This is a genomic window from Tardisphaera saccharovorans (genome assembly GCF_046635845.1).
GTDB lineage: Archaea > Thermoproteota > Thermoprotei_A > Marsarchaeales > UBA168 > UBA168.
In genome coordinates this window covers 217,726-242,447 of sequence record NZ_JAQQXN010000001.1, presented here as the reverse complement: position 1 = coordinate 242,447, position 24,722 = coordinate 217,726, and the positions used below count along the sequence as shown (strand labels likewise).

General features: G+C 53.2%; 26 protein-coding genes and 1 tRNA gene. 12 read left to right on the top strand and 15 right to left on the bottom strand.

Features of this window, described 5'->3' with window-relative positions; translation table 11 throughout:
- Nucleotides 1–91: 91 nt before the first annotated feature.
- A complete protein-coding gene (locus tag PRZ02_RS01280; RefSeq protein ID WP_449464044.1) occupies nt 92–1,264 on the top strand; it encodes an AAA family ATPase in 1,173 nt (390 codons plus the stop codon).
- Here PRZ02_RS01280 and PRZ02_RS01275 read toward each other — a convergent pair.
- Nucleotides 1,261–1,740, bottom strand: a complete 480-nt coding sequence (locus tag PRZ02_RS01275; RefSeq protein ID WP_449464043.1) for a pyruvoyl-dependent arginine decarboxylase — start codon at nt 1,738–1,740, stop codon at nt 1,261–1,263. The two genes, PRZ02_RS01280 and PRZ02_RS01275, sit on opposite strands and share 4 nt — an antisense overlap.
- A 204-nt stretch (nt 1,741–1,944) precedes the next feature.
- Between PRZ02_RS01275 and PRZ02_RS01270 the strand changes: the two genes are divergently transcribed.
- Together PRZ02_RS01270 and PRZ02_RS01265 are read left to right on the top strand one after the other, a co-directional pair.
- Entirely contained in the window at nt 1,945–3,063 is a 1,119-nt protein-coding gene (locus PRZ02_RS01270; protein WP_449464042.1) for a glycosyltransferase, read from the top strand.
- A gap of 41 nt (nt 3,064–3,104) precedes the next feature.
- Nucleotides 3,105–3,178, top strand: a tRNA-Gly gene (locus PRZ02_RS01265).
- 4 nt (nt 3,179–3,182) lie between these two features.
- Here the strand turns inward: PRZ02_RS01265 and cyoE are convergent.
- From cyoE to PRZ02_RS01230, 7 genes are all read right to left on the bottom strand, one after another.
- Nucleotides 3,183–4,034 carry a heme o synthase gene (gene cyoE, locus PRZ02_RS01260; RefSeq protein WP_449464041.1) on the bottom strand — a complete coding sequence of 284 codons (852 nt, stop codon included), beginning with the start codon at nt 4,032–4,034 and terminating at the stop codon, nt 3,183–3,185.
- 12 nt (nt 4,035–4,046) lie between these two features.
- A complete protein-coding gene (locus PRZ02_RS01255) occupies nt 4,047–5,213 on the bottom strand; it encodes a cytochrome ubiquinol oxidase subunit I (RefSeq protein WP_449464040.1) in 1,167 nt (388 codons plus the stop codon).
- Complete coding sequence (locus PRZ02_RS01250) at nt 5,210–6,697, bottom strand: cytochrome ubiquinol oxidase subunit I (protein ID WP_449464039.1); 1,488 nt, start codon at nt 6,695–6,697, stop codon at nt 5,210–5,212. The genes PRZ02_RS01255 and PRZ02_RS01250 overlap by 4 nt, the downstream gene beginning before the upstream one ends.
- A 1,008-nt stretch (nt 6,698–7,705) precedes the next feature.
- On the bottom strand, nt 7,706–8,842 hold the full coding sequence (locus PRZ02_RS01245; RefSeq protein ID WP_449464038.1) for an ATP-binding cassette domain-containing protein: 1,137 nt from the start codon (nt 8,840–8,842) through the stop codon (nt 7,706–7,708).
- Entirely contained in the window at nt 8,815–9,420 is a 606-nt protein-coding gene (locus PRZ02_RS01240) for a hypothetical protein (RefSeq protein ID WP_449464037.1), read from the bottom strand. The genes PRZ02_RS01245 and PRZ02_RS01240 overlap by 28 nt, the downstream gene beginning before the upstream one ends.
- Before the next feature lie 28 nt (nt 9,421–9,448).
- Nucleotides 9,449–9,970, bottom strand: coding sequence for a hypothetical protein (locus tag PRZ02_RS01235; RefSeq protein ID WP_449464036.1), 522 nt, complete (start codon nt 9,968–9,970; stop codon nt 9,449–9,451).
- Between the two features lie 119 nt (nt 9,971–10,089).
- On the bottom strand, nt 10,090–10,674 hold the full coding sequence (locus PRZ02_RS01230) for a CDP-alcohol phosphatidyltransferase family protein (protein ID WP_449464035.1): 585 nt from the start codon (nt 10,672–10,674) through the stop codon (nt 10,090–10,092).
- Between the two features lie 58 nt (nt 10,675–10,732).
- On the opposite strand from PRZ02_RS01230, the gene PRZ02_RS01225 reads away from it, so the two are divergent.
- Entirely contained in the window at nt 10,733–11,809 is a 1,077-nt protein-coding gene (locus PRZ02_RS01225; RefSeq protein ID WP_449464034.1) for a TIGR04053 family radical SAM/SPASM domain-containing protein, read from the top strand.
- Here PRZ02_RS01225 and PRZ02_RS01220 read toward each other — a convergent pair.
- Both PRZ02_RS01220 and PRZ02_RS01215 read right to left on the bottom strand, forming a co-directional pair.
- Nucleotides 11,806–12,129 (bottom strand): PadR family transcriptional regulator, encoded by a 324-nt coding sequence (locus PRZ02_RS01220; protein WP_449464033.1) that lies wholly within the window; start codon nt 12,127–12,129, stop codon nt 11,806–11,808. The genes PRZ02_RS01225 and PRZ02_RS01220 overlap by 4 nt on opposite strands.
- Before the next feature lie 46 nt (nt 12,130–12,175).
- Nucleotides 12,176–12,463, bottom strand: coding sequence for a 30S ribosomal protein S26e (locus tag PRZ02_RS01215; RefSeq protein WP_449462936.1), 288 nt, complete (start codon nt 12,461–12,463; stop codon nt 12,176–12,178).
- A 120-nt stretch (nt 12,464–12,583) separates the two neighbouring features.
- On the opposite strand from PRZ02_RS01215, the gene PRZ02_RS01210 reads away from it, so the two are divergent.
- Nucleotides 12,584–13,465: a PfkB family carbohydrate kinase gene (locus PRZ02_RS01210; protein ID WP_449464032.1), complete on the top strand. Its 882-nt coding sequence runs from the start codon at nt 12,584–12,586 to the stop codon at nt 13,463–13,465.
- 18 nt (nt 13,466–13,483) lie between these two features.
- Here PRZ02_RS01210 and PRZ02_RS01205 read toward each other — a convergent pair whose 3' ends face one another.
- Complete coding sequence (locus PRZ02_RS01205) at nt 13,484–14,407, bottom strand: TGS domain-containing protein (RefSeq protein ID WP_449464031.1); 924 nt, start codon at nt 14,405–14,407, stop codon at nt 13,484–13,486.
- On the opposite strand from PRZ02_RS01205, the gene PRZ02_RS01200 reads away from it, so the two are divergent.
- Complete coding sequence (locus PRZ02_RS01200) at nt 14,387–14,641, top strand: hypothetical protein (protein ID WP_449464030.1); 255 nt, start codon at nt 14,387–14,389, stop codon at nt 14,639–14,641. The two genes, PRZ02_RS01205 and PRZ02_RS01200, sit on opposite strands and share 21 nt — an antisense overlap.
- A gap of 28 nt (nt 14,642–14,669) precedes the next feature.
- On the opposite strand, the gene PRZ02_RS01195 is transcribed toward PRZ02_RS01200, so the two are convergent.
- Nucleotides 14,670–14,999 carry a hypothetical protein gene (locus PRZ02_RS01195; RefSeq protein WP_449462940.1) on the bottom strand — a complete coding sequence of 110 codons (330 nt, stop codon included), beginning with the start codon at nt 14,997–14,999 and terminating at the stop codon, nt 14,670–14,672.
- A gap of 88 nt (nt 15,000–15,087) precedes the next feature.
- On the opposite strand from PRZ02_RS01195, the gene PRZ02_RS01190 reads away from it, so the two are divergent.
- Nucleotides 15,088–15,906 carry a TrmB family transcriptional regulator gene (locus PRZ02_RS01190; protein ID WP_449464029.1) on the top strand — a complete coding sequence of 273 codons (819 nt, stop codon included), beginning with the start codon at nt 15,088–15,090 and terminating at the stop codon, nt 15,904–15,906.
- Here the strand turns inward: PRZ02_RS01190 and PRZ02_RS01185 are convergent.
- Nucleotides 15,824–16,885, bottom strand: coding sequence for an inositol-3-phosphate synthase (locus PRZ02_RS01185; protein WP_449464028.1), 1,062 nt, complete (start codon nt 16,883–16,885; stop codon nt 15,824–15,826). The genes PRZ02_RS01190 and PRZ02_RS01185 overlap by 83 nt on opposite strands.
- 80 nt (nt 16,886–16,965) lie before the next feature.
- On the opposite strand from PRZ02_RS01185, the gene PRZ02_RS01180 reads away from it, so the two are divergent.
- Both PRZ02_RS01180 and PRZ02_RS01175 read left to right on the top strand, forming a co-directional pair.
- Nucleotides 16,966–17,694: a proteasome assembly chaperone family protein gene (locus PRZ02_RS01180; RefSeq protein ID WP_449464027.1), complete on the top strand. Its 729-nt coding sequence runs from the start codon at nt 16,966–16,968 to the stop codon at nt 17,692–17,694.
- Between the two features lie 11 nt (nt 17,695–17,705).
- Complete coding sequence (locus PRZ02_RS01175) at nt 17,706–18,863, top strand: 2-amino-3,7-dideoxy-D-threo-hept-6-ulosonate synthase (protein WP_449464026.1); 1,158 nt, start codon at nt 17,706–17,708, stop codon at nt 18,861–18,863.
- Nucleotides 18,864–18,866: 3 nt separating this feature from the next.
- On the opposite strand, the gene PRZ02_RS01170 is transcribed toward PRZ02_RS01175, so the two are convergent.
- Entirely contained in the window at nt 18,867–19,550 is a 684-nt protein-coding gene (locus PRZ02_RS01170; protein WP_449464025.1) for a PH domain-containing protein, read from the bottom strand.
- A gap of 193 nt (nt 19,551–19,743) precedes the next feature.
- Between PRZ02_RS01170 and PRZ02_RS01165 the strand changes: the two genes are divergently transcribed.
- The 3 genes from PRZ02_RS01165 to trxA are packed head-to-tail and all read left to right on the top strand — an operon-like array spanning nt 19,744 to nt 23,878.
- The gene (locus PRZ02_RS01165) at nt 19,744–22,827 is read left to right on the top strand and encodes a S41 family peptidase (protein ID WP_449464024.1); all 3,084 of its coding nucleotides are present in this window, start codon (nt 19,744–19,746) and stop codon (nt 22,825–22,827) included.
- Between the two features lie 42 nt (nt 22,828–22,869).
- A complete protein-coding gene (locus tag PRZ02_RS01160; protein WP_449464023.1) occupies nt 22,870–23,415 on the top strand; it encodes a class I SAM-dependent methyltransferase in 546 nt (181 codons plus the stop codon).
- Between the two features lie 43 nt (nt 23,416–23,458).
- Complete coding sequence (trxA, locus tag PRZ02_RS01155; protein WP_449464022.1) at nt 23,459–23,878, top strand: thioredoxin; 420 nt, start codon at nt 23,459–23,461, stop codon at nt 23,876–23,878.
- Nucleotides 23,879–23,885: 7 nt separating this feature from the next.
- Here the strand turns inward: trxA and PRZ02_RS01150 are convergent, their stop codons facing one another.
- Nucleotides 23,886–24,716, bottom strand: a complete 831-nt coding sequence (locus PRZ02_RS01150; RefSeq protein WP_449464021.1) for a hypothetical protein — start codon at nt 24,714–24,716, stop codon at nt 23,886–23,888.
- Nucleotides 24,717–24,722: the final 6 nt, after the last annotated feature.

Here is a 24,722-nt window from a genome sequence, read left to right as displayed (position 1 = left end):
CGAGGGGGTGTCGCGCTGCGGGAACAAAAGCCGTACCCATGCAGGGGATAGTTTACCCGCAAGTTTTTAAGCGCTTTCGGGTGTTGCATGTATGGCTTCCGCTACGGCAGACAACACCGCAAACACAAGAACTACGGGCATTTGGTACATGGACTACCGGCCGTCATTATCCGAAATAGTGGGAAACGAAAGGGCCAAGCGCGGCTTTCTGTCATGGCTGAACTTCAGGTTCAACCCACAACAGAAGAGCGAGAGGCAGAGAGACCTCAAAAACTGCGCGCTGCTATATGGCCCTCCTGGCGTTGGGAAGAGCGCCCTGGTAAAGGCTGCGGCCAAGGAGATGGGCGCCTTGCTCATCCAACTAGACGCATCTGAACTTAGGTCAAGGGAAGACGTGAAGAAACTATTGGACGGCCTTTCCAATCGGTCTACGCTTTTTGGGGAGACTAAGAAACTCCTCCTCATAGATGATGCGGATGCGGTATATGATGACACGATCGGCTACATGATCCTCGATATGGCGAAGCAATCAGCGGCTCCCGTGGTGCTTACTGCCATCTCCAAGTACGCCAGAAGCCTGCGCTTCTTAAGGGGTATGTGTGCTGAGTTTTCATTCTCAAGACTTGAGCCTGATGAGGTACTTGAAGTACTGAAAAACGCGTGTTCCAAGCTTGGCCTTTATGCTGAAGAGGAAGAACTGAACGGACTCGCGAGAACGTCAAACGGTGACGCAAGAGCAGCCCTCAATGACCTTCAGAGTTGGTCTTTCGGATCAGGAAGCACGCGGGATACCGAAAACGAGGTGAAACAGGCAGTAGAACAGGCCCTACTATCGGATTCTTGTACAAGGGCGCTGTCGAGCATCAACACCGCGCTTTCTTCCGCCGATCCCGACACAATCATGCTTTGGGTTGAGGAGAACCTTCCCTATTACACTCAGGAAGGGCTTGACCACGCCTACGAGTGGCTCAGCAAGGGAGAGAGCATGATGGGACTAGGAGAGAGGAAGCTTCTCTTTAACTTGCAGAGAAGGGGACTCGAGGTGGCGATGTGCGGCATCAGTTCAAGAGGCGTAAAGCAGGGCGAGGAGGCCCAGATACCCTGGCGCCTCTTCAGAGGAAGAGAGAGCATAGAGGCGGGAAAGCGCAGGCTCGAGATGCTGTCAACGCTGGCATCATCCCTGCACTCCAGCATCAGAAAAACCGCGTCCGATCAAACCCTTTCCCTTGTGGTACGCGTCGAGGAAAAAGAGCAGGAGTCCTAACCGTACTTCATAGCAGGAGGGATGAAGACAACCGCGGCTATGACCGACCCGTAGTTATCCATGGGCACCGTCAGCGTTTCTGCCCTTATCTTCTTTTCAGTTATGTTTATTCCCCTTAGCCTTGCCATCTCGCTGAGCTTCCACTCAAGTATCTCGGTTATGGCTTCACGGCTCATGTAGCCGTGAGCTTCGGCAACCATGCCGAACCTGTGCTTTGCTTCCCATGTCCAAGCAACCCCAGCGGCTATTTCCTCGCCCTCATCACCGTCCATCCGCGCCAAAACCACAAAAGTAATGCTTCCCGGGTGTATGGGCACCCTCTGGACCTCTTCGGCCTCAGGAGGAAGTATGGAACTAACCGATACCAGGTTGCACTCCGAGATCTTGGCATCCACGAGCGCAGCATCAAACGCGTTGAGGCTAGATATGGGATCGATGGCCTTTCCGCTCGTCACAAAGAACTTAGTTGGAATCATCGAGCAGCACCTCCAGGTAAGTCCAAGCGTAACTCTCCAATCATTCTGCGATCCTCATGCATGCGGAAGCTTATAAGCATACGCGGTTACCCTGACTTTATCCAAGTCGACATACTTATGAGCAGCTCATGCGTCCCGTTAAATGCCGGAAGATCCTTTCATAACGATCATCGCTGTTGACGCGTTTAGGAAAGGCTTTAAGAGATGGCTGTCAAATCGGCCTTCACTCAAACGCTTTCCTCGTCCAGTTACGAGGTATTGGTGATCAAAAACTTTTCCGACCAAGACCTCGATTTAAGGCTGAGCTCTATGGGCGCCAAGCCGCTGCTTTCAAGCGCCCTAAGCCCTGGCGAGAAGGTGGCTGAGGCACTTCAAAGCGCAAGAGGAGATGTGATATGTTTTCTCGATGACGATGATGAGTTCGAACCGACTAAGCTTCAAAGAGTTTACGAACTTTTTAACGCAGGTGCAGACTATTATCACAATGGGCAGAAGGTGGTAACCGATCAGGGAAGAGTTGTTCGGCAGGATCGGGGCAATCATGAGTTCCGCATATTCGGTAAAGATAAGCTCACCTACTTCAGATCGGTAAGCGGCCTTAACAGCAGCTGCATCTCCATAAGAAAGAAAATCCTTGAATCTGAAAGGGATAACCTGCTCCGTGCCAAGTACTCCGTTGACTGGTTTTACTTGGCCGCGGGGTTACTCCATGGAGACCTGCTTGTTCAAGACAGGGAGCCACTAACGGTTTACAGAAAGCATGCAAACCAAAGCGATTTGGACCTGTCAGGCCCAAGTGGCTTTATCGGCAGGAGGAAGGTTACATACAGAATGGAGCTTGATGCAGCCCTTGTGATGTATCAAATGCTTGCCAACACTCCTTATGATGAGGTAGCTAGGCGCATCTTAGCTAGAGCAAAGATCCACTACGCTAGGTACGCTTCGAGTGACGACGCGAAGCTCTCGTTTTCCGACGCGCTATACGCGGTTAGAACTGACCTGAAAACACTTGTGGCAACGGACTCGCTTACAATTACCCTGATTCTTCGCAGCATGTACTCTTCGATAATTCCTTTCCTTCCCATGGGTGTCAGGCGCGTTGAGGCCCTTAGGGAGTACAAGCGCTGCGTGCAAGCGTTGTACCCGCATATATATTACAGCCCACTCAGCCTGCCCTCGCGCGCGCTTCTAGCGGCTACCACAATTCTTGGAATAGCCCTCGTAGCGGTCATTTTGCGCAGCCCATCGATGGCCATGCACGTGCTGTTTCACCTGGATAGGTTTAGGCGGTTTTCTCTAAGGCACCTTTATGCTCGTGCCTAGTTATGGAAAACTTAAAAAGTTCAGACCGATCGCTTATTGACGCGGTCGTCGTCTAGCTGGTTAGGACGCCAGCTCCCCAAGCTGGCGATCCCGGGTTCAAATCCCGGCGGCCGCACCTTCTAGATAACCGCAAAAACCAGTATGGACACCAGAGTCACTGTCAGAAAAACGTGAGCAAGCATCTGCGATGCGCGAAGCAAGGAAGCGTTTCCCTGAATAATGGCACGATAAAGCATGTAGATCAGCACCGCTATCATCGTGCCCGATATGGCTGGTGTTAAAATGCCAGTTATTCCGATGAAGGCCATCTCCACCGTCGCAAAGAAAAAGGCGGCGAGCGCAAAGAAGAGCAATAGGAAAACGCGCCTTGCGCTTGATCTCAAGGAAACCATGGGGACTCCTATCCTTGAGTAATCCTCTTTATGAACAAGTGCTATTACCCATGTATGAAGTGGTATCCAGAACATTACCAGTGAAAACATGAGCAAGCCACCAATGCCCACGCTTCCCGCCCTCGCAATCCAACCTCCGAGAATCGGCATCGCGCCCGCAACTCCCCCGAAAACTATGTTCCAAGGGCTCCTGCGCTTTAGGAACAAAGTGTAAACCCATATGTCAAAGGCATAACCAAGAAATATAGTGATGGCAAAAAGCGAATTTACCAAAAGGGAAACGGCCAAGCCGAGACCAAAAAGACCGTAACCCCATGCCAGGGCGGCCATCGGGCTGACCCTCCCAGATGGGACTGGCCTCGTCCTCGTCCTGGACATAAGCTGATCTATGTCCCTGTCATGGTACATGTTTATCATGGTCGTTCCGGAAATCGCGGCAAACTCGGAAATCAGCACCAGTAGCAGCGTTAAGGGCAAAAACGGCGCCCTTGCGGTCATGTAACCTATGAATGCCGTGAAGACCAAGACTGCCGTTTGCGATATCTTGGTTATTGAGGCTATGTCCTTGCCAAGTCCCATTCTGTCCCACCTCTACTCCCGAGCGCTAACGCCTGGAGTGGCCGGCCGTTGCCCCGGCAGCTTCTGGGAAAATACAAGGTAGATCATGTAGGTGAACACGCACATGAGAATCGTTCCAACGATCATGGCCGCGTACGCGAAAGATGGAGGGATATACATCCACTTGTTTATGAAGAGCTGCGCCTCAAGACCCGATGTCCCCTTTATTATCATGTAAGGATACCGCGGGTAATCGTTCAAGATTTCCCCGAGCGGCACGCCAAGCAGGGAAGACACTATCATCAGCCCCGAGGAAATCGCCTTTGCGAAGTCGTACTTAGCGTGAAGGGCATTGAACACGGCCGTTGCCCATATTAGGGTCACGACTCCCATGAAGGCCACAAAGCCCGGATATGCCCTAACGTAAGTGCTTACCGAGACGGTAGATAGCGGACCCAACACAGCGGACGCCATGTATGGGCTGTACTTGTTCAGCAAGAACGCGTAAATCACCCCAGTTGCGGTGGCCATGAAAAGCGCCGGCATCCCTAAGTAAAGGCCAAATCTCGAGGCCTCCCTATGGCTTTCGCTTCCGCTTTTGTAGGCCTTTATGGCGTAAACCCCAGCGAAAACCATGGCCGCCATGGAAATGGCAGCGCTTATCCTGTGAAGCGTGAAGTCCGGATAAATGGGATTTTGGAAAACGGCAAGCGCGTTACCCGCGAGCGCTCTGTTCATGCCCACGGGGTCGTCCAGGAAGGAGAAGATCATGTTGAAACCAATGGGCACAAGCAGCGCTCCCATGGCCATCACCGCACCTATTGCAATGTGTACCCTTTTGGAAACGGTCTCCCAAGTGTACCAGTATATGGCCATGAACGGTATGCCGATAAGCACCCCCGTGATCCCTATGGCCAAAGGCACAAAGAGTACGTCGGTAGCTATGAACGTCAGCTGAGGCCAAAAGCCCGCTAGCGCCACCGTGAACCAGGTAGCCCAAACGCCGGCCGCGAGCTCGCTTACCGCTAGGTACTTCAACGCGTTTCTGGCGACGCCGGCTAGCGCCTGGTTCCTATAAGACAGATACTCCAGGATCGGAGCCATAAACGCTAGCCCCAGCACCAAGCTTACAAGGAATATGTGGCTGACTATGGTTATTCCTATCATAACAAAACCTATCCAAACCGAATTCGGCGTCAACCCGCCTTCACCTCCGGTGCTGTCCTTATCTCGTGCCTCAAAACCAGTATTATGGCTGACGTCCCAGCCACGAAAATCGTCACCTCAAGCGCCATTACGTAAGCCACGAAAGCCGGCGTTATGGATGCAGGTGTCACCACGTCGTAATACGGGATAAGCCCGTATATGGTCCAAGGATGCCGACCAATCTCCCTTACGGCCCACCCAGCACCGCCTGCAAACAGCGCCAGAACTGCGGCAAAGAAAGAGGAGTACATGAGAAACTCCTCCACGTTCACGTGAAACAGGCCCAATATCCTGTTCTCAAACGACCGCAACGCCGGCGAGTAAGAGAAGAAGTAGGCCACGGCGAGCACGAACAGCACTACGCCCGAGATGACCATGCCGTAATAAAAGGGAAAGATCAGGCTTTCCGCCGACTCCGCTCCCGAAACGGTAGCAAGCGCTGCTGAAGGCGAAATCGAGGCATGGGCCTCCTGAATTAGCTGGTCAAAACCGGGAAAGACGTAGCCCGGGTTGCCCTTCAATAGGATTCCAAGTATGGGGTTCGTCCCTCCCTTTGGTCCGAAACCCTCTGCAGCCAGGAACTTCGTGTACTGGTACACGTATTCAACCCTCCCCGCCAAATCCCCGAAAACCGGCTGCAGCAGGCTCGCAACGGCCCCAACGCCAAACGACACCCTGAAGAGCCTAAGCATGTTCTGCTTCTCGGCATCCGATCCCCTGAAGTAAAGGTAAGCGAACACCGACGATGCCTCAAAGGCAACAACTATCACGCAAGCGGTTACCGTGTGAAGGAAGGTGGCCAAAAGATCCGGGTTGGACAACGCTATCAGAGGATTAGATAATATCTGGCCCAAAGATGAGCCGAGCGCCAGATTTGCAAGTGCCGATGAGCCACTTGCCAGCGCCGATGCCGCCGACAGTAGGGCGGTCGAGTTGGAAACCGAGGGGCCATAACTAACGTTCTCCCAAGGAAGGATCTTCGATATCAGCGGACCCGTTCCCCAGGGGACGTTCATAAAGGAGTTGGCTCCCAATATCAGTAGCGCGCTGGCATTAGAACCAAGGAGAACCACGAGGCCGAGCAACCAGTGCAACCACTTGTACGCGAACCTATCCCACGTGTATATGTAAAGCACGACAAAAACTATCTCGGTCATAAAGGCAAAAAGCTCAAGATACATAACCGAGAAGAAGAAAGTCCCAAGAGCCAAAAGCGTCCCAGACCAAACCTGAACTAGCCCAAATTCCACGAGAGTTCCCGTGGCGGCACCTGCGGCGAAGGACACGCCCCAAACCATGCTTGCCCTTCTCGCGGCTTCCATGTAAAGCCCCTGATGCCCTCTTATGCCCTTCCACTCCAACGCCAAAACCACATATGGAAGGCCAACAGCGAACACCAAAAACCACGCGTGGACGTATATCCCCATTATGGTCATGTACTCGGCAAGATTTGCCTTGGCCAGCAGGGGCGCGACCATAGAACCTTTGCTCCATGATTTATAAGCCTGTTTTTATCGCCAAACTTTTACCTGGGAACCCAAGTACCACGTGAAGAAGATAGGGATAATCGGAGCGGGAGTTGCGGGCTCCTACCTTCATGCCCTCTTGAAGTCAACCGGTCACGAGTCCCAACTCTACGACGTGACCTCAAGTTACTTCAAGGCGTGTGGGGAAGCGATCACGAATTCCTATTCCCCGAAGATCCCCTGGAAGGTCATCGCAGAGGTGCACGACTTCTCTTTCTTTGTTGATAGTGAGCTTATCTACTCAACGTCATTTCGCCATCCCAAGTGGCTAATAATCGATAAGAGCGCTTGGATAAACTCCATGAGAGAAGACGCCATCGTGGGACAAAGGCCCAATCCAGCTGAATTCGACCTGGTAGTTGACGCCACCGGTCCTTACTCAGGAGATAGAGAGGTGGTTTACGCGGCTCGCGCACTGGTGAGATCTGAAGAAGCACCACATCGCGTCTCCTTGGAGTTTGACTCCCGCTTGACGGGATTTTACTGGATCTTTCCGAGCGCCAACGGAATGCTCAACATCGGGGCAGGTTTTATGGAAGTAAAGGACCCGCTACCCCTCCTCAGGAATTACGTTAAGAAACAGGGAGGAAAAATCGCGTCGATTCTGGGAGCCCCCATAACCGTAGGCCCAGTTAAGGTCAAGGCAAAAAGGATCGGAGAGGCCAGAGGGCTTGTATATCCCATAGCTGGGGAGGGCATAAGACCGGCAGCCCTATCGGCCGAGATAGCCGCCGATGCGATCTTGAGAGGCAGGGACCTCGAGGAAAGCCTATCCGCGGGGCTAAAAGGTGTGGAGAGCGAGATCAGGACACAAAGGCGCCTTCTGAGACTTTACCGCATGGCACCAGCGCAGCTTCGCAGGCACGCGATGAGGTCACTTTTCAGCAGCGACCTCTTCCTTGAGGCCTACCTCTCTGACAAGGCCGATGCATGGGATGCCCTGAGCGCGCTCGTCATGGCTCACCGAGCACGCTTGCCAAACAGCTCGTCAAGATTTATCACGCGGTCACAAGCCTTTAATAGGTCATCGTCATGTGTCGCTATCAAAACTCCCTTTCTTTCTTCCCTCATGATCTCCAACGCCTTAAGGAAGGATAGAAAACCGTCGCCGTCCATTCCCACGGTTGGCTCGTCAAGCGCTATGACGCGCCTCCCGGAAGCATAGGCGGCAGCGAGCAATACCCTCATCTTTTCTCCATAGCTTAGGGCGAAAGGGCTTGCCCTATCCTTTCCTTGTAATTCAAAAAGGGATAACGCATCAGCACTTCCCGCCTCTTCCTCGACGGTCTTTTTGAAAAACTGGAGATCGGGGTTCTGGAAGACGGCGTATGCCTTGCCCACAAGCCTCTTTATGCACGTGGTTTTTCCCGAACCGTTGCTTCCATAAAGGCACAAGACCTCGCCAGCTCTGATCTGAAGCCTGAACCCAACGTCCACGTCAAGGATCACGTCGCCTGGATCTCCCTTTTGTGCCTCGACGCTGAAGCCGCGCAGGCCGTTCTTGATCAAGAACTCGTCGTCGTACAAGCTGTCGTTCGTCAGCTCGATGAGCGAGCTCCCCCTTATGAGGTATGCCCTTTGAACCCTGTCCCTTATCTCCCTGACCCTGTGCTCGGCCACCACCTTGCCATTCCTTATGAGCGATAGCACGCCCGCGGTCGCCTCCTTGTCCAGGTTGGCAAGCGGCTCATCAAGCATAACGTACCTGGGCAGGGAGCAAAGGACCGTGGCAATGGCCATCCTTTTCTTATACCCGTCGGAAAGCTTGAAGAAATCCTTCCCGCAATAGCTTCCCATGATGTCTTCTGCTATCGACCGATCCACGCGATGATCCATGGAAAGGATGGCGAGTTCGTCATCGCATGAGCCCCCTAGGATCTGCGTATTTGGATCCTGCATGACCGCCGCCAGAACCTCGCGCGATATCGGAGGGGGGCCGAAGCTTCCGTCAACGCCCAGTTTCGCTTTTCCGCCAAAGCCCATCGCTTCCCTTATGACCGTTGTCTTGCCGGATCCGCTTTTACCGAGCAGGGCAACGACTTCGTCATCGCCCACTTCCATGTGCCCACTTAGAAACGAGGGATAAAGCTCAAACAAAGCGCAAGCACCCCATAAGCAAGAAATGACAAATCCGCAAGGCTTGGCCTGATGGCGACTTGCCTTGTGCCATGACCATAGAGCTTGACCGTGTACGCGACGTACAGGTTCTCGGCAACCCTAACGACCTCCACTATGAAGGGAAGGGCTAGAGAGGGCAAGAGAGAGAACAGCTTCCTCGGCCCGAGGCCTGAAGTCAGTTCCCGCGCCCTCGCATAGAAGACCACGTCGGATGCAACCGATAAAAAATAGGGGAAATAGTCAAGAGCCAGCACCAAGGGAATTCCCCTCCTTCCCAAAAACCCAAGGACCGATGCCTTATCTATTACGAGTGAGGCTATCAAGTACAGGTTCACGTAAGTCATCGTCCTTTCTGTAAAGACAAAAAGCGAGGAGTGGTCCATGGCGCGAAGGAGAAAAAACGACGACGCAATCACAAGAAGCTCGGCAACTAGTACCCTCTTTTTGCCAATCAAAAAGGGAAACGTCATGATCAGCGGGAACGGGCTTGATGTCATGGCCGCAGAAATCGCCAAAAGCACCCCGGATGCCAGCCCAAAAAGCGCGTTAATCTTCATGTATTTCTCGATCCCCGCTGCTTAACTGCTATTTCATTATCCCAGACCTCACAAGGTACGATGAGATGCTCTCGCCCAGATAGCCTATGAAAGCCCCTAAGGCCGCAAAAGCCACAGCGAAGGCTACCAGCGGCAGAGCAGGGACAGCGTAATGTAGGAACAGAGCCCCGATCTCAACGCTGAGCGCTCCTTCGGAAAGCCCAAACACCGCCGTGTTGATCGTAGAGGCCTTGAGCCCCCTGTAACCCACGAAGTAAGCCGAAAGCTCGGTCAGCGCGCCAGCTATCAATTCAGTTATTGTAAGAAAGAACATGAAGCTAAGGGCGAAAAGCGCCGCCGTTATTATGCCTATGGCAAGTGCACCACCTCTCTTGTTTATTGCCTGGAAACCCACCGACAATATCAGAAGCGGAAGGGTAAGGTTCACCACGGGATCCAAGAATATTGATGCAGCGTAAGCTGCCGTGCCCAGCGACAGCCCAGCCGAGACGGCATAAGAGGCTATGGAAAATATGGCCGCAAAAACCCAAAGCCTTGTGGCTTCATTCATGCGTTAAAGCTCACACCTACTTAAAAATATGTCCGTCCAAGAACCCAACCGGTAACTTGAGGGCCTGCGCGCCAGAGAACCCAACGCCATGAGTAATCGCGAAAGCCCTTAGGAAGCGCCTAAGGGAATCGCTTCCCCTGCGTTCCCTTCCTTATCTCCCAAAGCCTCTGCAGGTAAGTGAAGTTGGATACGATGGCCAAAATTGCCATTATTACCAGGCTTGCGCTGCTGAACAGCAGGGCAATGGCCACAAGTATCAGCCTCTCCGCTCTCTCTCCGATTCCAACTCCTTCCATCTTCAACCCAAGGGATTCCCCCTTGGCCCTACTGTAGCTGACGAGGAAGGACCCAAGAAGAGCGGCAAGCGTCACCGCTCTAGCAGGCAACGCGGAAAACGCCATCAAGAATCCCCCGATAACCACGCCATCCGAGTACCTGTCAAGCGATGAGTCCAAAAACGAGCCGAACTGCGTGGCACGCCCCAGAGCCCTGGCCACGCTTCCGTCGAGACCATCTAAAAGCGAACCCAAGGCAAAGGGGACAAAGGCCCAGAGGTACCGCCCTTCAACTATTAGCACAGCGGCAACAAGAGAAAGGACAAAAGCACAGACGGTAATGGCGTTCGGAGACACGCCCAAGCGGATGAAAGGGTATGCCATGGCCTGAACGACGCCTGCAACCCTCTTTCTGAACTTCGTTAGCAACTTTTACGACTATATAATATGGGGATAAAAGCTTAGCAACCCGTTAATCGAAGTCTCTATGCCCGCGGATTATTCAAGAAACCCCGTGCTGGTATTCTGGGAAACCACCAAAGCCTGCGAGCTCGCGTGCGTTCATTGCCGCGCTTCGGCCATGACTCGTCCCCCTCCAGGAGAGCTTGACACCAAGGAGGCCAAGGGCCTCATTGAAGATCTGGCGCGCTTCGACAGGCCTCCAGTGCTTGTGCTCAGCGGAGGCGATCCGCTTATGAGGGAGGACCTCCAAGAGCTAGTTGACCACGCCCACGGTCTCGGCATCCCCTTGGCGATGTCCCCGGCCGTTTCTGAAAGCGTGATAACAAAGATGGCCGCCTTCAAAGGAAAGATCCGCTCCATTTCCATAAGCCTTGATGGCGGAAAGAATGCCCACGACTTCATAAGGGGAACCGGAAGTTTCGAGCGCACGACGCGGGCCATACAGCAGCTGGCCCTCAGCTTTGACCTTCAGGTGAACACCACCGTGATGAAACTTACGGTTGGCGAGCTACCTGAGGCGCTCCATCAGGTCAAAAAGCTCGGAGTAAAGACTTGGGAGGTTTTTTTCTTGATAAGGGTTGGAAGGGCAACCGCACTTGAGGACCTCAGCCCAAACGAGATGGAGGACGTGCTGAACTACCTATATTGGGCATCATCATACGGGATAAGGGTCAGGACCGTTGAAGCGCCGTTTTTCAGAAGGATAATAAGGGAGAGAAGCGGTGGACCCGATTACTCGCCCATGTCCCCCCTTTATCCTGCTCTGCTGCAGCGCACAAAGGAGCTGTTGGGCGAACCTAAGGAAAGGCCTCTCGCCGAGATGGGGACTACGCGGGACGGAAGCGGCGTCATTTTCGTCTCTAATGAGGGAGACGTGTTCCCCAGCGGCTTTACCCCATATCCCTTGGGAAATGTGAGACGCGAAAGTCTGGTCAAAATCTACAGGGAGAACCCCACGTTAAAGAGGATAAGAGATGCTTCTTTCTCAGGCAAGTGCGGTGTATGCCCTTACAGGCAAGAGTGCGGCGGATCGAGGGCTAGGGCATTTGCAACTTACGGAGACCCGCTGGCCAGCGACCCGGCCTGCGTGTACGTCCCTTAGCCCTTGGTCATCTGAAGCTTCGAGCGAACCTCATCTATGAAGTCAACTGCCTGCTGCAGCTCCCTCATTCCCTTGTCAGTTACCGTGTAGTACCTCTTGGAGAGCCTTCCCAGGCCCGTGCCGGTCGACCTGCTCTGAAGTAGCCCTTCCTTCTCCATGCGATAAAGAACCGAGTAAACGGTTACCGTAGCGGGCCTTAGGCCGAACTGAACGTGAAGTGCCTTCTTTATCTCGTACGCATACATCTCCCCATTTGGAGCCTCAGATAGAAGCTTTATTATGTATATCCACAGGTTTTCAAGCGTCAGATACTTCTTCAAGCGCTCGTACGCCAAGCTCTATCAATGCTATTAGACGGCGCTTGTTCTAAAGCCTGCTGTAGGACTCCTTTCTTTCCTTCTTCGATCTTACTACCCTCAGTCCCATGTGAACAGCGCAAGATATGCAGTAGTTCTTGGTGACGGGCACCTTTGGAACGATGGCCCCCTTCGCTTTGAGCTCTTTCTCTAGCTGGGGATCAACTGGAGAAACCCATCTGGTCACCCTCACTATTTTGTCCCTAGGCACCCACGCGCCACAGTTATCACATTGAACGAGTTTTGCCTTTCCCTTGCTCCCTTTTCCTCTTCCTCTACTCTTCCTCTTCTTAGCCACAATATAACACCCGGGCTTATCAGCCGTAGTCTTACTGCCCGTGGTATATATGGATATCCGCCATTCCACCTGCTAACCGGTACCAGGGCAAATCCCTTAGGTTACCCCGGTGCTAAACACATGCGTTTGGCTTGCATCGGTAGCGTCACCGTGGATAGCATAAGCAAGAATGGAAGAACCATCAAGGCTCCAGGTGGGACGAGCTTCTTTGCCGCTCTCGCGCTCGCGGCGCTCAGGGACTCTGCCACAATAATAACCTCGCACGGCGATGACTGGAAGCCCTTCAGGGATCAGCTCAGCTCCTATGGAGTGGAGGTTGTGAACTTAAACCCGACGGGCAACACCGCCATTTTCAAGATAGATTACGATGAAAAGGGAAGAAGGCTTGCTCTAAGTCGTCCGGCAACCCCTCTGGAACTCGATCCTTCCGAGCTGCGCGAGTACGATGGCGTTATCTTGGGACCCGTGGCCAGAGAGCTTTCAAAGGAGTTCACATCCAGCGCCATCTCCTCAGGGATCCGCACCGCTGTTGGCATTCAGGGATATGTAAGGGGCTTTGACGCCGATGGACGCGTTCACCTGGAGCGCACAGACCTCTCTTTCCTTAAGGGCTCGTTTTTGATCGCGGGCTCCTCGACTGAATTCAGGGCTGCCCTTGGGAATGCCCGCATGGCCTTAGGCGTGGGCTCTCGCTACGTCCTCATTAGTAGGGGGAGGGCAGGTGCCACGCTTTACGGCACTTCCAAATATCATGCCAAATCCAGCGGAAATGGAAGCGATCCCACGGGGGCCGGCGACGTCCTCCTGGCATCCGCCTTTCACAATCTCGTGTCAGGCATGAAAGAAGAGGACGCGGTCACTAGGGCCGCTGCACTGGCCAGCGCCTCAGCCCACGGTAGCGGCCTCCAGAAGTTCGAACTGATCAGAAAGGCGGCATTCCCGCGACCCTCAACGCTACCTTGTATTATGTTTAACTTATTATATTTAAGTCAACCTCGGTAGCAAGCGCTGAGTTGCACGTCAAGCGTGTATCTCTACGATATCCCCGTCGCTCAGCTTGTACGATTTTCCCACCTTCTGCCCCTGATACGCCACGCTTCCCCATACTCTAGCGTACTTGAAGTTCTCTGCCAGCGACCTGTGCAGCGCTTCGGCCACATCACCAACGGTCACCTCTGATCTAAATATCATGGGCTTCCTGTCTGCCTGCCTCTCCTGCGGGGACTTCAGGTATATGCGCTTTATGTCGGTCGCTTGCACGACCGCTCTCTCCAGCTCCTTGAGATCAACGTCAGGCGGCAAAGCTCCCGCGACGCCGTCCCTTGAAACGGCTATGCGCGGTAAATCAAGCATGTAACGCCCGTAAGCCCCTATTATGGACTCCGCGTCCCGATACTCCTTTGTCAAAAAGACGATAACGAGGTCAGGCATAACGGGCTGCGGCCTTCCCCTCTGCCCGGGAACCACGGAGGGCAACTCCACGACCTGGACCTTCATGCCTCCTAGGTCGGCCACCCCCATGTCCTTCCTTGAAGCCCCTCCGGTCCACCTAAGCAAGAACTCGCTCTTGCCAGAATATGGCGGCCCTATCAAAAAGCAGAGCAGGTCGGCTATCCTCTTTATCCCATAACTGTGCTTTCCCTTTTTCTTCTCGCCCTGCCTGAGTTCCTGCCTCAGCTTAGCTATCTGCTTGCTTACTTGAAGCCTGAGCTTCTCGGTTCCGTGATGAGCAGGAATGGCTGAGAGGTAATCTTCAAGCGCCGCTAACCTCTCCTCCGGCGTCCTGGCCTCCTCTACCCTCTTCCACTTCAGCCTCGCGTCGATCGGGAGGTTAGTCGGCGTTGTGCATCGTAGAAAACCATGCCCTTGAATTAAAGTGTTGGCCCAAACCGCTGTCCGTATAAGCCATCGCGAGTTAATCTCATGGTATACGTTCTGGTTCATCACACGTGGGATGCCTCAAAGGAAAAGGACGCGCAGAAGTTCCTAGAAACCGTAAAGGGAGCTGCGGCATCTGGCAAGCTCCCGACGGGATTCAAGGTAGTAGGCGCTTACGTTGGAAAGAACGAGGCCTACTGCGTATGGGATGTCCCGTCCGCCAAAGCCCTGACCGACTTCGCCGGTCAACTGAAACCTCCTACAAAAATAGAGGTAAAGGAATTAACCAAGTTAATCTGATTTTTTCTTTCGTTCGTTCCTTTTGATTTCAGGGTAAGGAGTAGAGGATCGATCTCCTGTTTCTGGAAAGGATCTTCACCTTTCCCTGTTCCTCTAGGTCCTTCAATGCCCTAAGGGTTAAGCCATACTTAACGCCGAGGGCCGCACTGAGATCATAGGCGGTCTGAACTTTGTTCTTCTTCAGCGTCGACACTATGGCTGAGTACAGTTCTTGATTTATGTCGTATTGAGATAGCGCCTTTTCCTCTTTCTTGCCCTTTTCTTCCTTCTTCTCCTTCTTTCCCTTTTCTTTTTCTTTCGCCTTCTCCTCGGCCGGCTGGGCCTTTGAGATCGGCTTTTTCTTATTTCCTCCTCCCATTTGTGTTTTGAACGCAGCGCGGCTTTTATGGATTTCCACTCGCTCAAAAATCGATACACATTTAATATAATACCAGAAACCCTATGAAATGCCTGAACATAAGGAGATCATAGACCTTCTCAAGGAGGAAGGGTTCTCAGGATACGCGGCAGAGACCTACGTCGCCCTTCTAATGATGGGGAAGGCCGATGGGAGAAAGCTGGCGAGCTCCACTAGGGTACCCTTTTCGAAAATTTACTCCGTGCTTAAGGAGCTCGAAAACGAGGGACTCGTCATAAGAGAGGGGTCGCGTCCCGCCGTATACCGCCCAAGGGATCCCGTGGAGGCGCTGGAACTGCTGAAGAAAAAGAGAACCTACGAGGAATCTGCAAGGCTTGACTCGCTGGCTCGCGCCCTTGCTCCCCTCATGACCGTTCAAGATGGCGTGGAAAGGGCAACGGTCGAGATCGTAAGAGATCAAGAAGCGGCCCTAGCGCGCGCCCTCAGCTGCATAAAGGAGGCGAAGTTCTCCCTGAAGGCCATAGTTCCTCCCGTGGGAGAAAAAGAGGGAAAACTGATACAATTACTCATGGAAAGTCTCATAAAGACCGGTCTCAAGCTTCAGCTGGTGGTCGACAAGTCCTCGCTCAAGTACTTGCATGCCGAAAGGGGAATAGAGGTAAAGCTGATTTCAAACGTTCCACTGGGGCTTCTGGTAGCCGATTCGCGCTCCGTGGTGGTGCTAATTTACCTAGGGTCGCTTTCCGCCCTTTTCACCGATTCCCTTCCCCTCATAAACCTCACCGAGCTGGTCTTTGAAAAGCTTTGGGAAGTAGGAAAGGACGTCAGCGAGGAACCTTCCCCTCAGCGAAATCCAGAAGCCTCCTCTCGGCTTCCTCGTAGGGCATCTGCACTGGAGGGTGCTTAAAGGTATAGGCAGAGGCGCTTACCAGCGGCCCAGCCACCTTCCTGTCAAGTGCTATCTTCACAGCTCTTATGGCATCGACCATGCTTCCTCCACTGTCTGGAGCGTCCGTCACAGAGAGCTTGAGCTCGATGGTTACCGGCGTTCCCGCGAAGTACCTTCCCTTTGCCCAGACGTAGCATATCTTCTGATTCTCAAGGAACGGGATGTAGTCAGATGGGCCTATCCTTGTGGGAACCGGGTAGTTGGTCATTGCCCTGACCGCTGACGTCTTGCTCTCCCTCTTGTCTTTCAACCTCTCTTCCTCGAGCATGTTCATGAAGTCCATGTCACCCCCAACGTTCAGCTGGTAGGTTTCATCTACCTTAACCCCCCTGTCAGCCATGAGCTTCACAAGCGTCTTGTGCACGACCGTTGCCCCTATCTGGCTCATCACGTCATCTCCCGCGATCGGCAATCCCCTCTTTTCAAACTCCGCTGCCCACGTGGGATCCGACGCTATGAACACGGGCATGGCGTTTATGAAGCCTATGCCTGCCTCCATGGCCGCGCGCGCGTAGGCCTGCGCTGCCTTTGTGGAACCAACCGGCACGTAATTTATGAGCACGTCGGCCTTGCTTTCTTTCAGGGTCTCGACCACGTCCACGGGCGCCTCTTCGGACTCACCTATGACCCTCCTTGGGTACTTTCCAAGCCCGTCAAGGGTGGGCCCTCTTTCGACCTTCACTCCCAACTTGAGGTTATTGAAAAGCCTCACGGTGTTGTTCGGAGGAGCATATATGGCCTGTCCAAGATCTAGCCCTACCTTATCCTTGTTCACGTCAAAGGCGGCCACGAACTTTATGTCCTGCACGCGGTACCCTCCAAGGAGAGGGTGCGCTAACCCCGTGTCATCTCCAGTACGCGAGTAGTACTCGACGCCCTGTACCAACGCCGATGCGCAGTTTCCAACTCCAGCAAGCGCAACTCTGATTTCTGGCATGAAATCTTATTATACGGGATTATATATTTAACGATCATACAATAGGCCGCTAGACTTAACTCCTAAGCAGGGTTTATCTCATGCAGAGCGTTTCAATCCACATAGAAAGGCTCCAAGAAAAGGCCAACACGCTATTCGTTGGCCTCCCAGACGCGGGGTTGGTGGGGCTCATAGCCGCGAACCAGATAGTTCACGACATGAAGCTCCAAGGCATGGGATGGATAGATTTGGGAGATTACATGCCTCCTACCGCGGTGGTGCACTCTGGCCTTCCCTTTTCTCCTGTTCAGTTCTTCGCGGGATCGGGAATAGCCATCATAACCGCCGAGGTTCCTATCCCAGTTGAGGCCTCGAAGGTCGTTGGGGAAAGCGTGTTGTCGGTAGCAAAGAAGATCTCCGCGAAGGAGATCGTGACCATAGGGGGACTTGCAAGCGAGGACAGGTATGAGGAGGAGGCCCAACCAAGCGTGTACTTCGTGTCATCGAGCCCAGAGGCCGTGAAGAAGATGAGCGATGTCGGGATATATCCCCTCGACGGTGGGCTTCTCATGGGGGTTTACGCACAGTTAATGATAGGCGGGATAAGAGAGGAAATCCCGGTCAACGCCTTTTACGCCAACGCCTACCCCAGGCTCCCCGATCCAGGAGCAGCCGCCGTCCTCTTGACGGCCCTTTCAAAGATATACCCCATAAAGGTTGACGTAGATTCTTTAATTAAGCAGTCAGAGGAGATAAGGATGAAGACCAAGCAGATAATGCAGCAGGTGGCCTCAACGGGAAGGCCATCCGGCTCATTCATGTACACTTGAGGTGAGCAACCATGAGCATACGCAAGCCCTTTAGGTACGAACCACTTGCAGACCTCATCGACAGAGGGACTTATTACCTCGTTACCGTTGACCTTCCTCACGTCAACAAAGATAACATCCACATATACCTTGACGACGATACCGTGTTAATACACGCGGAAAACGAGTACACAAGCGATGACGGAAGTTACAACCGCGTGGTATATGACCGTGAGTTCACGCTCCCTGACGATGCCGACTCCTCAACCATAAGGGTATCCTTCAAGGAGGGAATGCTCAGGATCACCATGAACAAAAGGCAGGGAGGCAAGACCGAAATACCCATACGCCGACGGACCACCGCAACGCATTTACGTCATCCCATCTCACCTCTTGGGAAAATGAAAGACAACCTGATCTATAAGATTGCTCCAACTGGAAAGGCCCTGTTTCTCGCGTACGATCACGGGATAGAACACGGGCCCACCGACTTCAACGAGACAAGCGTCGACCCAGCTTTCATAATGGACATAGCCGAAAAGGGTAAGTTTGAGGCTGTGGTATTCCACAAGGGAGTTGCCGAGAAGTACTACAACGGAAGGGTACCGCTCATCCTCAAGCTCAATGGCAAAACCAAGCTCAGAGAGGGCGATCCGGTGTCGAGGGCCGTGTGCACCGTGGAAGAGGCGCTTAGCCTTGGCGCTGCGGCTGTCGGTTACACGGTTTATGCGGGCAGCGACTTCGAGAGAGAGATGTTCAGCGAGTTCGGAGAGATCGTGAGGGAAGCCCACAGGCTTGACGTGCCGGTGGTGCTGTGGAGCTACCCGAGAGGCCACTCCATAAAGGACCAGTTCGCCCCCGACGTGGTAGCTTACGCGGCAAGGGTTGGCTTGGAGCTCGGAGCCGACGCGGTGAAGGTCGAGTACACAGGTAACCCTGAGAACTTCAAATGGGTAGTTAAATCCGCTGGCAAGGTAAAGGTATTCATGGCCGGAGGACCTAAGGCTGCCAACGACGAGGCATTTCTCACGCAGGTAAAGGGAGTGATAGATGCTGGAGGAGCAGGCCTGGCCGTGGGAAGGAACGTATGGCAGCACAAGGAGCCTCTAAAGATAAGCAAAGCCCTTAGGTCCATCGTTATGGATGGAAAGGGAGTAAAAGAGGCCATGCAAGCAGCAGGCCTATCCTGAAACCTATTTTTCGTTTTTCTCTTGCATAATTTCCCCAGACGCTGGGCTATGGCCCATGAGCTCCTCTATGAGTGATTTTACGCGCATGGGATTTCTAACCGATTTCATAAATATGTCTTCAGACGCGCCCAGCCCGCTGAGCACTCTCACGTCACCATAACCCATGAGCCTTCCCATTGCGCCCTGCCTAACCTCTATTTCCCTGATCTGCGGTATGCTTATCGCCCTAACCGACCTCGAAAACACGCCTACCCTGGCCTCCACCTTTCCGCTGCCCACGAAATACGAATGGGACCTAACGTAAATGAGAGGAGGCAGCACTTCGGCAACAAGGAAGACAGCGTCCAAACCCAAGATCATCGCGAGCAAGTAGCGACCATCGCGCAAGGAAAGCAAGGCCTGCCTGTAAAACAGCGCCGCGCCCATTACAAGTGCAAAGACCGCGAATGCCAAAATGAACCTGATTAGGTAGACCCTGAGCGTCGGCCTGAGCTGAAGCGCTTTCATGCTACTATCAGCCGCCCCATTTTCAGGAGCAGGGCTTTTGGGTTTCCCGTCGCCTTCATGAGACTCCTTTATCCCCTCTGGAGCGCTTGCGCATCCCAAGCTTGTAGCTCTTGCTAGGTCAGCCACGTTCGTGAACGCGCTGAGATCGCGATTGCGAATCAGGTCGCAGCTGAAGAACATCCCCGAAACGATCCGGCGTCCGTTTTAAGGATAACGCCCATGGAAAGCAAAGGGAATCCCTTGCGCAACCCAATTTCCCTCACCCATAAGCGGCATAGACATACTTCCGTGATTTTTATGGTCACATTCAACCCTTAACCTTGACGGCCTCAGGGACTTGGAAAACCATTATATATCACCGCTCAAATCCTTCATGAAGGGCTACTACCTTTACCCTGATATAAGAAGCGATCAAATAGTCTTCACCTCCGATGACGACGTTTGGAAGGTCTCGATAAGGGGAGGGGAGGCGGTAAGGCTCACATCGGATTTGGGCATAGCGACCAGGCCAAAGATATCTCCAGATGGAAACTGGGTCGCGTTCTCGAGAAAGCAGCTAGGAGAGCAATCTCTCTCGGAAGTCTACGTCATACCGATCGATGGAGGCACACCCATAAGGCTGACCTACTTCGGAAGCCCTTACACCGAGGTGGTCGGATGGAATGGGGATAAGGTGATCGTTTCTTCTGATTACCATCGTCCCTTTTCTCGCTGGACCGAGCTCTTTGAGGTCAGCCTCTCTGGGGGCCAACCCACTAGGCTCCCTTACGGCAACGCGAGCGCGATCGCGAGGCATGGCCAAATTACCGTAATAGGCAGGTATACTTACGACCTGACCCATTGGAAGAGGTACAGGGGCGGGATGCGCGGAAAGCTGTGGATAGACAGGGACGGAAACGGAGAATTCACTAGGTTCCTCGAACAGCTTGAGGGAAACTTGACGTCCCCCTGCTTCGTAGGGGGCAGGGTTTACTTCATATCCGACCACGAAGGAAATGGCAACGTTTATTCCGCGGACGTCAGAGGGGAAGACCTGAGACGCCATACCAACCTGGCCGAGTTCTACGCTAGGAACGCCAGTTCCGACGGGACCTCTTTGGTGTTTCACGCGGGCGGCGACCTATACCTGCTCAGAGGGAACGATCTGATAAAGCTCGAGGTCGACATACCCTCCGCAAGGAAAGGCGCTTCGCCGAAGTTCGTGGAGGTCTTTAAGAACATGGAAGACTACTCTTTGCACCCAAACGGAAAGACCTCCCTGCTCTGCGTCAGGGGAAAGCCCTTCGTCATGGGCAACTTCGGAGGGGAAGTGATACAGCTTGGCTCCAGAAGCGGCGTGAGGTATAGGCTTCCCAAATTCCTTCCCTCGGGAGACTCCGTCGTGGCGGTTGCGGATACGGGGGAGGCAGAGGCCGTGGAAGTCCAGGGAGTGCTATCTGGAGCGTCGAAGAAGATCGCAGAGTTGGGGACCGTGGAGGCACTTGAGCCCTCACCTGACGGCAGCTTCGTGGCGCTATCAACCGCTAAAAACGAGCTCTGGCTCGTCAATATGGGTGACGGATCTGCGAAGCTGCTCGACTCCAGTAAGTATGGGCCCATAACCGAGGTGGCTTGGCACGAAGGGTCGGAGTGGATCGCGTACTCTTTCCCAGAAGGGCCGTTCACGCAGTCATTGAAGCTGGCCAACGCCAAGGACGGGAAGGTCTACCCTCTAACAAGCCCTACGGCCTACGACTTCTCTCCCTCCTTCGATCCAGAGGGCAACTTCCTGTACTACCTCTCGGCGAGGTCCCTCAACGCGAGCCTCGACAGGGCCATATTTGAGATGGGTTTTCCCAGACCAGTAAAGCCGTACCTGGTCTCGCTTTCGCCACGGCCCTCTCCCTTCGTGAAAAGCACCGATCTTGAGAAGCCTCCAGAAAAAGCGGGAGAAAAGTCTCCAGAAGAGCAAAAAGGAATTAGCGCCGTTCAAATCGAGGGAATTCAAGACCGGATAGAGCCATTCCCCATAGAGGAGGGAAATTACGCCAAGGTAGCGGGCCTTAGGAAGAGTAAGGTCGCGCTCTTGTCTTTCTCCGCCGAAGCGCAGCCTGGAAAGCCCTCAGGTGCCATAGACGTATTTGACGTCAAAACGGGCAGCAAGGAAAGGCTAATATCAAACGTTTCAGGCTTCTCCACGAATGGCTCTCTTCTTCTCGTGAGGGCAGGAGAGCAGCTCAGAGTCGTAGACCCCGAGAGAAAGCCAGACCTTTCCGTGCAGGAACCAGGTGAGAAAAGCGGCATAATCGATGCCTCAAGGATAAAGGTCTACGTTGAGCCTCAAGACGAATGGCGCCAAATGCTCAAAGAAACATGGAGGCTAATGCGCGAGAACTACTGGAAGGAAGACCTAATGGGAAAGAACTGGGAACAGGTGCTCAATAAGTATGAGAGGCTTTTGCCGAGGATAGGGACGCGCTTTGAGCTTTCAGATCTCATAAGGGAGATGCAAGGCGAAATGGGAACGTCGCACTCGTACGAAATCGGAGGTGAGTACGACTTGGACAGGCCTTACACCGTGGGGGGACTTGGGGCTGAATTCGAGGCAACCGAGAGCGGGTACAGGATCACCCGCCTTTTCGAGGGCGACAGATCGACCGAGGGGGAAAAGTCGCCGCTCAAGTCCGCCGGGCTGACCGTGGGAGACCTGATTGTCGAAATCGACGGCGCTTCCCTGGACGGGCAAACGCATCCTTCAAAGGCCCTTCTAAACAGAGGGGGTGACGTGATATCCTTGAAGGTCATTCACAATGGTAAGGAGCAGAGGGTCTCCGTAAGGGTTTTGAAGGACGAGAGGACGCTGGTTTACAGGGATTGGGTTGAAAGAAACAAGGGCTACGTGCACGAGAAGTCTGGAGAAAAGCTTGGCTACGTTCACATCCCCGACATGGGAGGCAGGGGCTTCTCCGAGTTCTATAGGCTCTACAAGGCCGAGGCATACAGAGATGGGCTCATAATCGACCTGAGGTACAACAGCGGCGGCTTCATCTCTTCCCTGCTGTTGGAGAAGCTCAGCAGGAAGAGACTGGGAGAGGAGAGACCGAGAGTCGGAAAGCCAACGCCCTATCCGGTAGACGCGCCTCCAGCTGTTATGGTCGCGCTCGCGAACGAAGCAACGGGCTCAGATGGTGACATATTCTCTCACGCGTTCAAGATGCTGAAGCTCGGCACCCTGATAGGCGTGAGGACGTGGGGAGGAGTGATTGGCATAAACCCAAGGAGGAGACTCGTCGACGGGACCGTCGTAACTCAACCCCAGTTCGCCTTCTTCTTCAACGATATAGGGCTCGGCCTCGAGAACAAGGGAGAGGAACCCGATATCGCGGTCGACATCACGCCTTCAGACTACGCAAGCGGAAGAGATGTACAACTAGATAAGGCTATCGAAGAAGCGCTCAGGAGGTTGAGCGCGGCATAAGAGGCAGGCTTATATATCGAGTTACAGATATTATTCGATAAAATGCACCCATTTCACGCAAGGCACTGGGTCAACGATGAGGCAAGAGATAAGATAATCCCCACGGATCAGGTCATTAGCCTAATGAAGATAGGCAAGGACGACGTGATAGTCGACGTGGGATCGGGAAACGGCTACTACACAATCAAGTTTGCGCCCTTATGCTCAAGGGTCTACGGGATAGATGCGGGCTACAGCGCCCGCGATCTGGAGGAGCTTAAGGAAAAAGCCGCATCTCTAGGCCTTTCAAACGTCGAGTTCCTGAGGGCCGACGCCTGCGACGGGCTCGATGTGCACGACTACACTCACGTGTTCTTCTCAAACTCGTATCACGATCTGCGCTGCCAAGAGGAGCTTCTGGATAAGATAAGGGCAAACTCCAAAGTGACGCTGATCGAGTTCAAGCCCGATTCTCCCTTCGGGCCCCCTTCTTTCAAAAAGATAAGTAAGGAAAAGCTGGTTGAGCGGTTTTCAAGACATGGCTTCACGCTACTCGACTCTCGCGATTTCCAGTACCATTACGCGGTCACCTTTCAGAAAACCAGATGAACGAATAAAACCCTTAATAATGGGGTTATAGCTTTAATTGAAGATGGAAGAGGACGATGAACTGGAGAGGTTAAAGAGGGAAACTCTGAAGAAAATCATTTCAACTCCAGAGCAACCGAAGCCCGCAAAGAACACAAAACCAACAGATCTAACCGACGAAACCTTTGACTCATTCGTGGCTTCTCACGATTACGTCGTGGTCGACTTCTGGGCTCCTTGGTGCGTCCCCTGCAGGATCGTTTCACCGATACTCGAGGGGTTGAGCAAGGTCTACGGGGACAGGGTAGCCTTCGCTAAAGTAAACACGGACGAAAACCCGGCCACAGCCACGAGGTTCTACATAGAGGGCATTCCAACGATTCTTTTCATAAAGAATGGCCAGGTCGTAGATCAGATAGTCGGTGCGTACCCGAAGAGCTACATAGAAAATACCCTCAAGAAGTACCTGCGAATTTTTTTTTAAAAAAAAATCACACGTAAGCGAAGGCTTCTAACTGTGCGCTTATAAAGAGTATGATCGTTATTCCAACTATAACTATTATGGCTGTGAACAGCTCCTTCGTAAAGCGCTTGGTGAAAAGCGATACCAAAAGGTAAAGGCTCTCAAGCACCGCCGCCGTGTAGCACACGAATTCCAGCCAGAATATGGGAAGCACCATAAGGCTGAGAAACCTGTCCGTGCCGGTAAACGCTACACTCGTCTGGTTCGAGTAAACAATTGCCTGCGCGGACATCATGTATCCTGTGTTAAACGAAACGTAAGTTGCCATGACCGGACCGGCCAGGGGAATATCCATAAGTAGTGCCAAGTAGTAGTTGTTCTTGAATATGGATAGGGCTATGGCCTCTTTTCCGCTGGAGTACGGTATAGACGCGTTAAGGCTTTTCACAAGACCAGTTGCCTGAGACGTAGGCACCGGCTGCCCAGCTCCTATCATTGTGGCTATAACCAAGAACTCAAATATTATGAGAAACCAAAGCAACCTTTCCCTTTTGGTGAGCTCCTGAAAGGCCTCCTTGAAGTAATCATGCCAGCGCTTGCCTCCCTGGCTTCCGGGCCGTGACACCTCCTGGTTTGAAGGAGGTACAGTCACTGGCTCCGGTGCTGGTGCTGGTGCTGATCCTGATCCAGGTTCCGGTGTCGATGCCGGTGCCGATTGCTGGCTTGTCTGATCGCTCGGCGGTTGCGTCACGGGAAATAGCCTGTTGCCGCTGGCATCCCTTAGCCTTGAGCCGCAGTAGGGGCAGTACCAAAGATCGTCAGATGGAAGCTCTTTTCCGCAGAAAGGGCACTTGCTCATAAATTC